The sequence below is a fragment of the Pseudoxanthomonas sp. SE1 genome (genome assembly GCF_029542205.1).
GTDB lineage: Bacteria > Pseudomonadota > Gammaproteobacteria > Xanthomonadales > Xanthomonadaceae > Pseudoxanthomonas_A.
Window position 1 is genome coordinate 3843024 of record NZ_CP113783.1, and the last position, 14712, is coordinate 3857735.

Genomic DNA, 14712 nt, shown 5'->3' on the forward strand with positions numbered 1-14712 from the left:
CCTTGGGGCGGCCCGATTCGTTTCCGGCGTCCGGAGCAGCTTACTCCACCGTCACCGACTTCGCCAGATTGCGCGGCTTGTCCACGTCGGTGCCGCGCGCGAGCGCGGTGTGGTACGCCAGCAACTGCACGGGAATCGTGTGCACGATGGGGCTGAGCACGCCGACATGGCGCGGGGTGCGGATGACGTGCACGCCTTCGGATTCGCTGAAGTGGCTGTCCTGGTCGGTGAACACGAACAGCTCGCCGCCGCGCGCGCGCACTTCCTGCATGTTGGACTTCACCTTCTCCAGCAGCACGTCGTTGGGTGCGATCACCACCACCGGCATGTCCGCATCCACCAACGCGAGCGGGCCGTGCTTCAGCTCGCCGGCCGGGTAGGCCTCGGCATGGATGTAGGAGATTTCCTTCAGCTTGAGCGCGCCTTCCAGCGCGATCGGGTAGTGCAGGCCGCGGCCGAGGAACAGGGCGTCGGACTTCGGCGCGAAGCGCTCGGCCCATGCGGCGATCTGAGGCTCCAGGTTCAACGCATGCTGCACGCTGCCCGGCAGGTGGCGCAGCTGCTCCAGGTAATCGGCTTCGTGCTCGGGCGTGACCTTGCCGCGCAGCTTGCCCAGCACGACGGTCAACTGGAACAGCGCCGCCAGCTGGGTGGTGAAGGCCTTGGTGGAGGCCACGCCGATCTCGGCGCCGGCGCGTGTGTAGCAGACCAGCTCGCTGGCGCGCGGGATGGCGCTTTCGGGCACGTTGCAGATCGACAGCGTGTGCTCATGGCCCAGCGACTTGGCGTATTTCAGCGCTTCCATCGTGTCCAGCGTTTCGCCGGATTGCGAGATGGTGACGATCAGGTGCTTCGGGTTCGCGTACGCGGCGCGGTAGCGGTACTCGCTGGCGATCTCGACATTGCACGGCACACCGGCGATGGCTTCCATCCAGTAGCGCGCGGTCATGCCGGCGTAATAGCTGGTGCCGCACGCGAGGATCTGCACGCCTTCGATGTCGCGCAACGCGGCTTCGGCATTGACGCCGAACAGCGCCGGCGAGAAACCGCCGTCGACCACCGCCTCGATGGTGTCGGCGATCGCGCGCGGCTGCTCGTGGATTTCCTTCTGCATGAAGTGGCGGTACGGGCCCAGCTCCAGCGACGCGAGCGACACGTCGGACACATGCACGTCGCGCTGCACGGGTGCGTTCTGGCCGTCGAACACCTTGACGCCTTCGCGCGTCACTTCGGCGGTGTCGCCCTCTTCCAGGAAGATCACGCGGCGCGTCGCCTGGATGATCGCCGAGACGTCGGAGGCGATGAAGTTCTCGCCTTCGCCCAGACCGATCAGCAGCGGACACCCCATGCGCGCGCAGACCATGCGGTCCGGCTCCTGGCGGCTGACCACGGCCAGTGCGTAGGCGCCGGTGAGTTCCTTCACGGTACGCTGCAGCGCGGCCAGCAGGTCGTCGCCGCCCTTCAGGTGGTGGTGCATCAGGTGCGCGATGACCTCGGTGTCGGTCTGCGACTCGAACACATAGCCCAGCGCGCGCAGTTTCTCGCGCTGCTCCTCGTGGTTCTCGATGATGCCGTTGTGCACCAGCGCCACGCCGTGGCTGATGTGCGGATGTGCGTTGGCTTCGGTGACGCCACCATGGGTGGCCCAGCGGGTGTGCCCGATGCCGAGGCTGGCGTTGAACCCCTCGGCGGCGGCGGCGCCCTCCATCTCGGCCACGCGGCCGGTGCGGCGCACGCGACGCACGTCCTGCTGGTCGACCACCGCGATGCCCGCGGAATCGTAGCCCCGGTATTCCAGCCGCTTCAGTCCTTCGATCAGTACCGGCACCACGTCGCGACCGGCGATCGCGCCCACAATTCCGCACATAAGCGTGTGTCTTCCATCTGAGTGAAACGAGCGGACATTCTACGTGTCCGGCACTGGACAGGCCCTGTCCGCACGGTGTCCGCGGACACCCGGACAGTCACCCGCACCGGACAACCCCCTTTAAAATCAATCGCTTGTGTTTGGCACGCATCCTGCTGAGACATGCAGGTCATTCCACAGAACGCATGCCGCCGATGATTCGGGACACCTCCGCCCAAGACCGAGTGCTCAGTTCCACCCAGGCCCGACCGGCATGGCGCCGTTGGGTGTGGCCTGCCGTTGGCGGCGCGCTGCTGCTGACGGGCATCGTGTTCGCCGCCCGCGGCTGGCTGGCGGGCACCACCTCCATCGACGGTGCGCGCCTGCGCATCGCCGAAGTCACCCGCGGCGACCTGGTGCGCGACATCGCCGCCGATGGCCGCGTGATCGCCGCCAACAGCCCCACGCTGTACGCCGTGGCCGGGGGCGTCGTGACGCTGAAGGTGGTCGCGGGCGACCAGGTGAAGCAGGGCCAGCCGCTGGCCGAGATCGACAGCCCCGAGCTGCGCAGCAAGCTGGCGCAGGAACAGACCACGCTGGCCGGCCTGGAAGCCGAAGCCAGCCGCGCCACGCTGGATGCCAGCGTCACCCGCGCCAATGCGCAGAAGGCGCTGGACCAGGCCGAGATCGAGCGCCAGGCGGCCGAGCGGACCCTGCAGCGCTACGAGCGCGGCTTCGAAGGCGGCGCGGTGCCGCAGGTCGACGTGCTGGAGGCGCAGGACAACCTGCGCAAGGCCGAGATCGCACTGTCCCACGCGCGCAAGGACGCCGGCCTGCAGGGCCAGGGCGCCGGCCTGGATGCGCGCAACAAGCAGTTGCTGGCCCAACGCCAGCGGGCGGTGGTGACCGAAGTGCAGCGCCAGGTCGATGCACTGACCCTGCGCGCGCCGTTCGATGGCCAGGTCGGCCAGATCCAGGCGGTGCAACGCTCCAACGTGGCGATCAATGCCCCGGTGCTGAGCGTGGTGGACCTGTCGGTGTTCGAAGTCGAGATCAAGGTGCCGGAAAGCTTCGCCCGCGACCTCGCCATCGGCATGCCGGCCACGCTGACCAGCGCTGGCCAGCCGTATCCCGGCGAGATCTCCGCGGTGTCGCCGGAAGTGGTGAACGGCGAAGTCGTCACCCGCCTGCGCTTTTCCGACAAGCAGCCGCCCGGCCTGCGCCAGAACCAGCGCCTGTCCGCACGCATCCTGATGGAGACGCGCCGCAACGTGCTGATGGTCGAACGCGGGCCGTTCCTCGAACAGGACGGCGGCCGCCAGGCCTATGTCATGGACGGCAACTCCGCCGTGCGCCGCCCGGTGCAGCTGGGCGTCAGCAGCCTGAGCAATGTTGAAGTGCTCAGCGGCCTGCAGCCCGGCGACAAGGTCGTCGTCTCCGGCAGCGACCTGTTCGGCGATGCCGAGCGTGTCTCGGTCAACTGATCCGCATCACCCGCCTTCCCCACGCGTCCTCCCCCACGTCATCCACTCCGAACCCGAAGAAGGAACCCGCCATGCTTGAGATGCGCCAAGTCGCCAAGGTCTACCGCACCGAACAGGTGGAAACGCACGCGCTGCGTTCGCTCGACCTGCATGTCCGCGAGGGCGAGTTCGTCGCGGTCACCGGCCCGTCGGGCTCGGGCAAGACCACCTTCCTCAACATCGCGGGCCTGCTGGAAACCTTCACCGGCGGGCAATTCCTGCTCGACGGCCAGGACGTCAGCGGCCTGGGCGATGACGCACGCTCGCGCCTGCGCAACCACAAGATCGGCTTCATCTTCCAGGGCTTCAACCTGATTCCCGATCTCAACCTGTTCGACAACGTCGATGTCCCGCTGCGCTACCGCGGCATGCCCGCGGCCGAGCGCAAGCAGCGCATCGAGGACGCCCTGGGCCGGGTCGGCCTGGGTTCGCGCATGAAGCACTATCCCGCCGAACTTTCCGGCGGCCAGCAACAGCGCACCGCGATCGCGCGCGCTCTGGCCGGCAGCCCGCGCCTGCTGCTGGCGGACGAACCCACCGGCAACCTGGACTCTCAGATGGCCCGCGGCGTGATGGAACTGCTGGAGGAGATCAACCGGCAGGGTACGACCATCATCATGGTTACCCACGACCCTGAACTCGCCGCGCGCGCGCAGCGCAACGTGCACATCGTGGACGGCATGGCCACGGACCTGTCGGTGGAGCCCGCCCTGATCCGCGCGGCGCACGCCGCCGAAGCCAACGCCTCGGCCTGAGGAGACCGCCATGTTCGGTTACTACTTCACCCTCGCGCTGCGCAGCTTCAAACGCAACAAGGCGCTGACGTTCCTGATGGTGCTCGCCATCGCGCTGGGCATCGGCGCCAGCATGACCACGCTGACCGTGTTCTACGTGCTCTCGGGCGATCCGATCCCACAGAAGAGCGACAAGCTCTTCTACCCGCGTCTCGATCCGCGCTCGATGAACGGCTTCACCCCCGGCGACGAGCCGGAAGACCAGTTCACCCGTTACGACGCCGAACGCCTGCTGCGCGACAAGAAGGGCGATCGCCAGGCCTTCATGACAGGCGGCGCGTCGTCGATCGAATCGGAAGATGGCAAGATCGAACCGTTCCGCATCGAATCGCGGTACACCACCGCCGATTTCTTCCCGATGTTCGACGTGCCGTTCCGCTACGGCAACGGGTGGTCGGCGGCCGACGATGAATCGCGCGCGCGCGTTGCCGTGATCTCCAAGGCGCTCAACGAGAAGCTGTTCGGCGGCGCCAACAGCGTGGGGCGCGACATCAAGGCCTCCGGTGCGACGTTCCGCGTGATCGGCGTGCTCGACGAGTGGCGTCCCGCGCCGAAGTTCTACGACATGACGCAGGATCGCTTCACCGAAGTGGAGCAGTTGTTCGTGCCGTTCTGGACGGCGCTCAGCCTGAAGATGGGCACCCAGGGCAACATGAACTGCTGGGGCGACTCCAGCGGCGATGAAGAAGGCTCGCGCGGACCCAATGCCCCGTGTTCGTGGCTGCAGTACTGGGTGGAGCTGGGATCAGCGGAGAAGGTGAGCGCGTACAAGCAGTACCTGGCCAACTATTCCGATCAGCAGCGTGCGGCGGGCCGTTTCGAGCGCCCGAACAACGTAGACCTGCACAACGTGATGCAGTGGCTGGACAAGCAGGGTGCGGTGCCCGGCGATGTGCGCCTGCAGGTGTGGCTGGCGTTCGGCTTCCTCGCCGTCTGCCTGCTCAACACGGTCGGCCTGTTGCTGGCGAAATTCCTGGGCCGCGCATCGCAGATCGGCGTACGACGCGCATTGGGCGCTACGCGCAAGGCCATCTTCGCGCAATGCCTGGTCGAAGCCGGCACCGTCGGACTGGTCGGCGGTGTGCTCGGCCTCATCCTGGCGTGGCTGGGGCTGTGGGCCGTCCGTCACCAGCCGGCCGGCTACGCCGACCTGGCGCACATGGACGTGAAGATGCTGCTGGCCACCTTTGCGCTGGCCATCGTCGCCAGCCTGCTCGCCGGGATGCTGCCTGCCTGGCGCGCCATGCAGGTGACGCCCGCCATCCAGCTCAAGAGCCAGTGACCCATCCATCCAAGAGGCACGCCATGGACATCCGCCCCATTCTTTCCACTCTGTCCCGCCACAAGACGGCCGCCGCGCTGATCGTGCTGGAAGTCGCGCTGTCGTGCGCCATCATCTGCAACGCCGTCTTCCTCATCACCCAGCGACTGGAGCGCATCGACCGCCCCACCGGCCTGGCCAACGAGGAGATCGTGCGCATCAGCATGGGCAACATCGGCGATAACCCCGAAGCCGATGCGCTGGTGAAACAGGACGTCGCCAGCCTGCGCGCGCTGCCGGGCGTGCAGGCCGCCGGCAGCATCAACCATGTGCCGTTCGACAACTCATCGTGGAACAGCTCCATCCAGCTAGCCCCCGAGCAGGAGCGCCCGAGCGCGCAGGCGAACGTCTATCTTGGCGATGCCGTCATCGACACGCTGGGACTGAAGCTGGCCGAAGGCCGCGATTTCACGCCCGACGAGTACGTCAACTGGACCGAGATCAACAAGCAGAACGCGAAGTACGTGATGCCGGCGGTGATCCTGAGCCGCGAACTGGCCAACAAGCTGTTCCCCGGCGAGAGTGCGGTCGGCAAGAACATCTATGCCTGGAACACCGACAATGCGCCGCACAGGGTGGTCGGCGTGGTCGATCGGCTGATCCGCACCAACGACAACGGCGGTCCGGCCGAAGGCGGCTTCAGCATGATCCTGCCTGCGAAGGACCTGACCATGGGCACCTTCGTGCTGCGCACCACGCCCGAGCGCCGAACGGAAGTGCAGAAGGCGGCGATCGCCGCGCTGGAGAAGAACAGTTCGCGCCGGCTGATCCTGCGCGAGGGCACGTTCACCGACATCATGAGCGACTACTACCGCGGCGACCGCGCGATGGCCTGGCTGCTGATCACCGTGATCATCTCGCTGCTGGTGGTGACCGCGTTGGGCATCGTCGGCCTGGCCAGCTTCTGGGTGCAGCAGCGTACCAAGCAGATCGGCATCCGCCGCGCGCTGGGCGCGACCAAGGGGCAGATCCTGCGCTACTTCCAGACCGAGAACTTCCTGCTGGCGACCATCGGCATCGTGATCGGCATGATGCTCGCCTACGGCATCAACCAGTTGCTGATGGGCAAGTACGAACTGCCCCGCCTGCCGCTGCTGTACCTGCCGGTCGGTGCGGTGCTGCTGTGGCTGCTGGGCCAGATCGCCGTGTACGGGCCGGCGCGCAAGGCCGCGTCGGTGCCGCCAGCGGTGGCGACGCGTACCGCCTGAGGCTGCGCGGGCCCGCAGACCCGCCATGGTCCGCTCCCGTCTGCTGATGCTCGGTCGACATCCATGGCTGAGCGTCCTGCTGGTGTCGGAGGTCGTGGCCTTGGTCGTGCTGGCAACCCTGGCATGGTCCGCATGGCGGACCATGCCTTCGCTGCCCTCGCTGCTGCCGGAGGACGAGATCACGGTCTTCCCCCGCCTGGACACCGCCGACAACACGCCGCTCCCATCGGCCGAGTTGCTGCGACGGGTCAAGGCCGTCCCGGGTGTACGTCATGCGGCGATCGGAAACCAGTCGCCCTACTCGCCCGACGTATCGTGGACGGCCCGCGTATGGACGGACGACGCACACGGCGGCGACGTGGTGGTTGCGACGTACTTTGGATCGGAGGCGATGCTGCAGACATTGGGACTTCGCGTTGTCGAAGGCCGGGACTTCATGCCCGTCGATTTCACGTCCTACACCGGCGACCAGACCCGCATGCACGCGACCGGCGCCCCGGCCATCATCAGCGCGAGCCTGGCCAAGCACCTGTCCCCCACCGCACCTGTCATCGGTCGACGTCTCTACATCCATGGCGACGCGCCGCTGACCGTCGTAGGCGTCGTCTCCGCACTGCCTGCGGCAACAAACGGATTCGCACAGAATCCAGAAGGCTTCTCCATCCTGCTGCCAACGGTGCCGGCGGACGCACGGCTTGGGCCTCTGCTGGTCCGCAGCGGGATCGGGAACCGTGTCCGCGTTGCCAGTGGCGTGGAGCAGGCATTGAGGACCTCCTTTCCGCGCGGGATCCTGGGCACGTCGCGATCCCTCGCCGCAGACCGCACCGCATCGCTGGACTCCCTGTATCCCGAGCGGCAGCGAGCACTGTGGACAGCGGCCGGCCTCTGCGCGCTGTGCCTGCTCGCGACCCTGCTGCTCGCGACCGACTGGATGGCGCGACACCACCGGCTGGAACTCAGCTTGCGCATGGCGTTCGGCGCACGCCGCAACCAGCTGGTACGGGAGTGGAGCCTGGAACTCGCGGCGGTGACCGGTCTGGGCGCGACCCTCGGCTGGCTCCTGCTGCACTCACCCGTGGCCGCGCGACTTGCCAGCGGCGCGCTCGCCGTCCACCCAGTCGAAACCGCATCGCTGGCGCTCGCTTGCGCGATCGTGCTTCCGGTCATCGCGACTTGGGCGGCGTCGCACGCGTTCAGCATCCCGCCGCACCTCGTCAGCCGCAGTCCTTCGGTTAGGCTATAGCGCATGCCCACCATCCTCGTCATCGACGACAACCTGGCCGTCAGCACGGCACTGGAAGTCCTCTTCTCGCTGCACGACATCGACACGCTGCATGCCGAATCGCCGGAAGCAGGCCTGGCCCTGCTGCGCGAGCAAGCGGTCGACCTGGTCATCCAGGACATGAACTTCACCGAGGACACCACGTCCGGCGTGGAAGGCGAGCAGCTGTTCACCGCAATCCGAGCGCAGTGGCCCGACCTTCCCGTGATCCTGCTCACGGCGTGGACGCATCTGGAAGCGGCGGTGAACCTGGTCAAGGCCGGCGCAACGGACTATCTGGCCAAACCCTGGGACGACCGCAAGCTGCTGGCGACCGTCAACACGCTGCTGGAACTCGCTGAAACGCGCAATGAGCTCGATCGCCGCCGCAGCCGCGAACGCCGCAGCCGCGACCAGCTGTCCAGCAAGTACGATCTGCGCAACCTCGTGTTCGAAGATCCTGCGAGCGAACGCGTCGTCGCACTCGCCTGCCAGGTGGCGCGTTCGGACTTGCCGGTGCTGATCACCGGCCCGAATGGCGCGGGCAAGGAGAAGATCGCCGAGATCATCCAGGCCAACTCCAGCGTGAAGTCGGGCGCCTTCGTGACGCTCAACTGCGGCGCCCTGCCCTCCGAACTGATCGAAGCCGAATTGTTCGGTGCCGATGCCGGCGCCTACACCGGTGCCAACAAGGCGCGCGAGGGCAAGTTCGAGGCGGCCGATGGCGGCACGCTCTTCCTCGATGAGATCGGGAACCTACCGTTGACGGGCCAGATGAAACTGCTGCGCGTGCTGGAGACCGGGCGCTTCGAGCGCCTCGGCTCCAATCGCGAACGCCAGGTCACGGTGCGCGTGATCAGCGCTACCAACGCCGACCTGCCGACGATGATCCGCGAGGGCTCCTTTCGCGAGGATCTGTATTACCGCCTCAACGCGATCGAACTCGCGCTGCCCCCCCTGGCCGAACGTCCCGGCGACATCCTGCCGCTGGCCGAGCGCTTCCGTCCCGCGGACAAGCCGCTGGGCGAAAGCGCCCGCGCCGCACTGCTCCGGCATGCTTGGCCGGGCAACGTGCGCGAACTACGCAACGTCATCCAGCGCGCCGGACTGTTGGCAATGGGTGACCGCATCGAAGCGGCCGACCTCAACCTGCCCCGGCCTGCACCGGCACGCAGCACGGTCGTGGCGGAACCGGAGCGCGCCGACATCGAAGCCGCGCTCGCGCGTGCGGGAGGCATCATCGCCCAGGCCGCCGCCGATCTCGGCATGAGCCGGCAGGCGCTGTACCGGCGCATGGAACGCTTCGGCATCAAGACGCCATGATCCGTCGCTCCCTCGCCGGCCGCGTGCTGTCCTGGCTGCTGCCCTTGCTGGCGCTGGCGCTGGTGCTGCCGGTCGCACTGTCGCACTGGTTCGGCGACGACATCATCGCGGTGCTGGTCTCGGCCATCGTGGTGCTGCCGCTGGCGATGTGGGCGATCCATCGCGGACTGCGCAGCACCTACTCGCTGTTCCGCGCGCTGGCCGGCAGCGTCAACAGCTATCGCGATGGCGAATACAACTTCGGCATCCATTGGCGCGGGAACGACGAGCTCGCCGAGCTGGTGCAGTCGCATGCCGCGCTGGGCGAGGTGTTGCGCGAACAGCGCCTGAGCCTGGTCCAGCGCGAACTGCTGCTGGACACCATGGTGCAGAACACGCCCGTGGCCATGCTGTTGATCGCGCCCGGCGGCGACGGCATCCGGCGGGTGATCTTCGCCAACGTGGCCGCGCGCAAACTGCTGCACAGCGGCTGGAAACTCGAAGGCCAGGACTACGACGCACTGATCGGATCCGCACCGGTCGAGATGCGCGAAGCCCTCGCACGCGGTGGCGACAGTCTGTTCGCCATCGGCAGTGAGGAAGAGGACGGCGAGGAGCAGGTCTATCACCTGGCGCGCCGGAACTTCCGCCTGAATGGCCGGGCACACGAGTTGCTGCTGTTGCGTCTGTTGACCAGCGAACTGCGGCGACAGGAGGTGATGACATGGAAGAAGGTCATCCGCGTGATCAGCCATGAACTCAACAACTCGCTGGCGCCCGTGGCTTCGCTCGCACACTCGGGTGCGGAGCTCGTGCGTCGCGGTCGTCACGACCGCCTCGAAGAAGTCTTCGGCACCATCGAGGAGCGTGCGCGCCACCTGGAAGGCTTCATCCGCGGCTATGCACGCTTCGCCAAGTTGCCTCAGCCGCAACTTCAGACGGTGCATTGGCGCGCCTTCTTCGAAGGGCTGCAACGGCAGATCGCTTTCGATCTCACGATGCCGGAGGCCGAGATCGATGGCCGCATCGATGTGGCGCAGCTCGAACAGGCGCTGCTCAACCTGCTGAAGAACGCGCACGAATCGGGCACCACTCCGGATGGCGTATCGGTCCGTGTTACGCGCCTTCCCGACTGGCTGCGCATCGAGGTGATGGATCGCGGCACCGGCATGAACGACGCCGTGCTGCAGAACGCGCTGGTGCCGTTCTATTCGACCAAGCGCAACGGCACCGGGCTGGGACTCGCGCTGACGCGCGAGATCATCGAAGCGCACGGGGGCCGGCTTTCGCTGCACAACCGCGATGGCGGCGGCCTGTGCGTGTCCATACAGCTGCCCGAAAATTGATCTCTTCGGGAACAGGATATCGATGACATCCGCCTGCAACCGAAGCCGAAACCGTATGGCACCGACTCCCTCTCTCCCTCCGGGAGAGGGTAATGGGTGAGGGCGGGCCACCGCGATCCCGCTCAATGTACTTCCGCAAATGGCGGGCTTGAGCCCGCCCTACGCTACTTCGGTTTCTTCACCGGTCGGTGCCAGCCTTCGATCGTCACCTGCCGTGCGCGTGCGACCGTCAACTGATCGGCGGGCGCGTTCTTCGAGATCACCGAGCCCGCACCGATGGTCGCACCATCGGCCAGCGTCACCGGCGCGACCAGCGACGCGTTGGAGCCCACGAACACGCGGTCGCCGATGGTCGTCGTCGACTTGTTCACGCCGTCGTAGTTGCAGGTGATGGTGCCGGCGCCGATGTTCGTGCCGGTGCCGATGACCGTGTCGCCGAGATAGGTCAGGTGGTTGGCCTTGCTGCCCACGCCGATGCGCGCGTTCTTCGTCTCGACGAAGTTGCCGACATGCACGCCGTCGGCGAGCACCGTGCCCGGACGCAGGCGCGCGTAGGGACCGATCAGCGCGGCGCCTTCGCTGGCCACGCCTTCCAGGTCGCAATGCGCGCGCACCTGCGTGCCAGCGCCGAGTTTCACGTCCTTCAGGCGCGTGAACGGGCCGATGACGACGCCGTCGCCCAGTTCCACCGTGCCCTCCAGGATCACGTCCACGTCGACATGCACGTCGCGCCCGACCGTCACCGTGCCGCGCTGGTCGAAGCGCGCCGGATCGACCAGACGCGCGCCCTGCACGCACAGCGCACGCGCGGCGCGCAGCTGGTAGGCACGCTCGAGCTGCGACAGCTGCCAGGGATCGTTGGCGCCCTCGGCCTCGATGGGCTCGCCGACGAGGACCATTTCCGCCGGGGTGAATTCCTCGGCCGCCATCGCGAAGACATCGGTCAGGTAGTACTCGCCCTGGGCGTTCTCGTTCGACAGTCGTGCCAGCCAGCCCTTCAGCGCGCTGCCGTCGGCGGCGATGATGCCGGTATTGATGGTGCGGATGCGGCGCTGTTCGTCGTCGGCATCCTTGTGCTCGACGATCGCGGCCACGCGCCCTTCCTGGTCGCGCACGATGCGGCCGTAGCCGGTGGGATCGACCGGCTCGGCGACCAGCACGGCAAGGCGGCCTGGCGCGTCCAGCAGGCGTTGCAGCGTCTCGCTGCGTGTCAGCGGCACGTCACCGTACAACACCAGCACACGCGCGCCGTCCGGCACGTCCGGCATGGCCTGCGCCACCGCATGGCCCGTACCGAGCTGCTGCGCCTGGTGCGCCCAGTGCAGATCGGACTGATCGGCGAAGGCGGCCTGCACCTGGTCGCCGCCGTGGCCATGGACCACGTGCACCCCGGCCGGAGACAGCGCGCGTGCCGCGTCGATCACATGCGCGAGCATCGGCTGTCCCGCGATCGGCTGCAGCACCTTGGGCAGCGCGGACTTCATGCGCTTGCCTTCACCGGCGGCGAGGATGACGACGTGTAGTGGCTTCATGTGGTTTCCCATTACGATGACGGCGGCCTTCGACCTGGTGCGATGGTATCAATTCAGTCCGTCACAAGACCCTGCCCATGACCCTGCACTCCCCCTCCACCACCGCCCGCGACAGAAGGCTTGTCCTGGCCGTGTCGTTGCTGCTGGTGCTGCTCGCGTTGCTCAGGCAGGGACAGGATGCGAACTGGGACCTGCGCAACTATCACTTCTATACGCCATCTGCACTGCTGGACGGCCGCTTCGGCGATGACATCGCGGCGGCGCAGCTCCAGACATGGCACAACCCTGCGCTCGATATCCCCTTCGCCTGGATGGTGAAAGCGGGCTTGCCCGGATGGCTCGTGTCGCTGTGGCTGGCACTGCCTGCAATCGTCGCGATCCTGTTCGCACTGCGCCTGCTCGACCTGCTGTGGCCTGCAGGACGCAGCGCCACCCGGACCGTGATGGCCGGCCTGGCGGCCGTCACGGGTGCGGCGGTGATGCCCAGCATCGGGACCACGTTCAACGATGCATTCGTGGCGGCCGGGGTGATGGCGACGCTTTGGTGGATAGCGGACTCGCAGGGTCGCCGTCACGCCTGGGCGACCTGGCTGCCGGCGGGCCTGATGGCAGGCGCGTGCGCGGGCCTGAAGCTCACCGGTGCGCTGTACTGCATCGGCTTCATCGCCGCCGCACTGGTCTGCGGACCGATGCGTGGCATCCCATCCCGGATCCTGGCACTCGCGGTGGGCGGCCTCGCCGGCGCTACGCTGACGGCCGGGCCCTGGGCACTCCATCTCTGGCAGGAGCATGGCAACCCGCTGTTTCCCTACTTCAACGACTGGTTCGGATCGCCCGATGCCCTGCCGCATGCACACAAGGACGGTCGCTTCATTCCGCACGGGATCGATGCCCTGCTGGTCCCCTTCCATCTGCTGACCGACAGCAGCCGCTTCTCGGAAGGGAAGCTTTCCGACCCCCGCGTACTGCTCGGCTTCGCTTCGCTCGGCGCGTGGTGGGTGTCGGTGTGGCGGCGACGGCGGCGGGAGGGCGCCGCGATGCCCCTCACCCATGCCCTGCTCGCGTTCGCGCTGGTCAGCTTTGCCGTGTGGGTAATGCTCTATGGCATCTACCGCTACCTGTTCGCGCTGGAGCTGATCTGCTCCATCGCCATCTTCGGCATCGCGTCGACGTGGCTGCCGGCGCGCTACGTGCGACCCGCCATGGTGGCGCTCGCCGTCCTGCTGGTCGTCGCCACCAATCGACCGAGCTGGGGTCGCACGCCCTTCGCCACGCCCATGATGTCGGTGCAGATGCCGGCGCTGCCGGCTGCCAGCCTCGTGGTGCTGGCGGACGATGATCCGATGGCATACGCCGTCGCCTACCTGCCGCGGAATGTCGCCGCGGTATCGATCCACAACAATTTCATGGCGCCCACGCGCTGCACGGGGTTGCAGGCCGCTGCAGAACAGCGCGTGCGGGCGCATGAGGGACCGGTCCACCTGCTGCGCCTGGCCTCCGCCCCGGTGGCGAACGAGGCCGTGAGCACCTACGGCCTGGTCGCGCAGGGGGCTTGCCTTCCCGTGCCGACGAGCCTGGGCGAACTGGCGCTCTGCCCGCTCGTGCGCGGCGCGCCTACACCGACGGTCTGCGCTGCGACAGCACCTGATCGGTGATCAGCCGCTGGATCTCGTTGGTGCGCCGGTTGACAGTATCCAGGATCAGTCCGGTCGCCATCGACACCACCCCGACCAGGGCGAACGCCACCGCCAGCACCGCGGTGGACGGATGGGTGACCAGGCCCGTGCGCGCGAACTCATGGATGACGATGGCGCCGAATCCGAGGCTGGACACCATGCACGCCGTCGCCAGCACACCGAAGAACAGCAGCGGCCGCATGTCCTTGAACAGGAACAGGATCGTCTTCAGGACCCGCATGCCGTCGCGGTAGGTGTTGAGCTTGGACTCACTGCCATCGGGGCGCGTGCCGTACTCGATGACCCGTTCGGACAGCACGAAGCCATTGGCCAGCGCGAAAACGGTCATCTCGGTCTCGATCTCGAAGCCGCGGGAAAGAACAGGCATGGATTTCACGAAACGACGCGAGAACACGCGGTAGCCGGACAGCACGTCGCGGACCGGGTGGCCGAACAGGGCACTGATGCAACCACGCACCAGGCGATTGCCGAATCCATGGAAGCGACGGAATGAGGCACGGTCGTGCGACTCCAGCCGCGTGCCCACGACCATGTCGGCCCGCCCCGCCGCGATGTCCTCGATAAGCATGCGCACCGCGGATGCGGGATACGTGTCGTCGCCATCCACCATGACGTAGATGTCCGCATCGACGTCACGGAACATCGCGCGCACCACATTGCCTTTGCCTTTCGCCAGGACATGCCTTACATGTGCGCCGGCCTGCGTCGCGAGCAGGGCGGTGGCATCGACGCTGGCGTTGTCGAAGACCCACACGCTGGCCTCCGGCAACGCCTCGCGGAAATCGGCGACGACCTTCTGCACGGTGGGCGCTTCGTTGTGGCAGGGAATCAATATGGCGATACGCAAGGCGACGGTCCGGGTCGATGACGTGCGCCGGCATC

11 protein-coding genes are annotated in these 14712 nt (G+C 67.1%); 8 read left to right on the forward strand and 3 right to left on the reverse strand.

Annotation, left to right across the window (positions count from 1 at the left end):
* Positions 1–40 precede the first annotated feature (40 nt).
* Positions 41–1867 (reverse strand): glutamine--fructose-6-phosphate transaminase (isomerizing), encoded by a 1827-nt coding sequence (glmS, locus tag OY559_RS18075; RefSeq protein ID WP_277727669.1) that lies wholly within the window; start codon positions 1865–1867, stop codon positions 41–43.
* A gap of 194 nt (positions 1868–2061) precedes the next feature.
* Here glmS and OY559_RS18080 point away from each other — a divergent pair, with 194 nt between their 5' ends.
* The 7 genes from OY559_RS18080 to OY559_RS18110 all read left to right on the forward strand — a co-directional run bounded on the left by OY559_RS18080 (position 2062) and on the right by OY559_RS18110 (position 10601).
* A complete protein-coding gene (locus OY559_RS18080) occupies positions 2062–3330 on the forward strand; it encodes an efflux RND transporter periplasmic adaptor subunit (protein ID WP_277730055.1) in 1269 nt (422 codons plus the stop codon).
* A 71-nt stretch (positions 3331–3401) separates the two neighbouring features.
* A complete protein-coding gene (locus tag OY559_RS18085) occupies positions 3402–4124 on the forward strand; it encodes an ABC transporter ATP-binding protein (RefSeq protein WP_277727670.1) in 723 nt (240 codons plus the stop codon).
* Between the two features lie 10 nt (positions 4125–4134).
* Positions 4135–5445, forward strand: a complete 1311-nt coding sequence (locus OY559_RS18090; protein ID WP_277727671.1) for an ABC transporter permease — start codon at positions 4135–4137, stop codon at positions 5443–5445.
* Between the two features lie 23 nt (positions 5446–5468).
* Positions 5469–6692: an ABC transporter permease gene (locus OY559_RS18095; protein WP_277727672.1), complete on the forward strand. Its 1224-nt coding sequence runs from the start codon at positions 5469–5471 to the stop codon at positions 6690–6692.
* Positions 6693–6834: 142 nt separating this feature from the next.
* Positions 6835–7935 carry an ABC transporter permease gene (locus tag OY559_RS18100; protein ID WP_277727673.1) on the forward strand — a complete coding sequence of 367 codons (1101 nt, stop codon included), beginning with the start codon at positions 6835–6837 and terminating at the stop codon, positions 7933–7935.
* Between the two features lie 3 nt (positions 7936–7938).
* Complete coding sequence (locus OY559_RS18105; RefSeq protein ID WP_277727674.1) at positions 7939–9276, forward strand: sigma-54-dependent transcriptional regulator; 1338 nt, start codon at positions 7939–7941, stop codon at positions 9274–9276.
* Complete coding sequence (locus OY559_RS18110) at positions 9273–10601, forward strand: sensor histidine kinase (RefSeq protein WP_277727675.1); 1329 nt, start codon at positions 9273–9275, stop codon at positions 10599–10601. The genes OY559_RS18105 and OY559_RS18110 overlap by 4 nt, the downstream gene beginning before the upstream one ends.
* A 164-nt stretch (positions 10602–10765) precedes the next feature.
* On the opposite strand, the gene glmU is transcribed toward OY559_RS18110, so the two are convergent.
* Entirely contained in the window at positions 10766–12133 is a 1368-nt protein-coding gene (gene glmU / locus OY559_RS18115; RefSeq protein WP_277727676.1) for a bifunctional UDP-N-acetylglucosamine diphosphorylase/glucosamine-1-phosphate N-acetyltransferase GlmU, read from the reverse strand.
* 77 nt (positions 12134–12210) lie between these two features.
* Here glmU and OY559_RS18120 point away from each other — a divergent pair, with 77 nt between their 5' ends.
* Positions 12211–13788, forward strand: coding sequence for a glycosyltransferase 87 family protein (locus tag OY559_RS18120; RefSeq protein ID WP_277727677.1), 1578 nt, complete (start codon positions 12211–12213; stop codon positions 13786–13788).
* On the opposite strand, the gene OY559_RS18125 is transcribed toward OY559_RS18120, so the two are convergent.
* Positions 13748–14677 (reverse strand): glycosyltransferase family 2 protein, encoded by a 930-nt coding sequence (locus OY559_RS18125; protein WP_277727678.1) that lies wholly within the window; start codon positions 14675–14677, stop codon positions 13748–13750. The genes OY559_RS18120 and OY559_RS18125 overlap by 41 nt on opposite strands.
* Positions 14678–14712 lie beyond the last annotated feature (35 nt).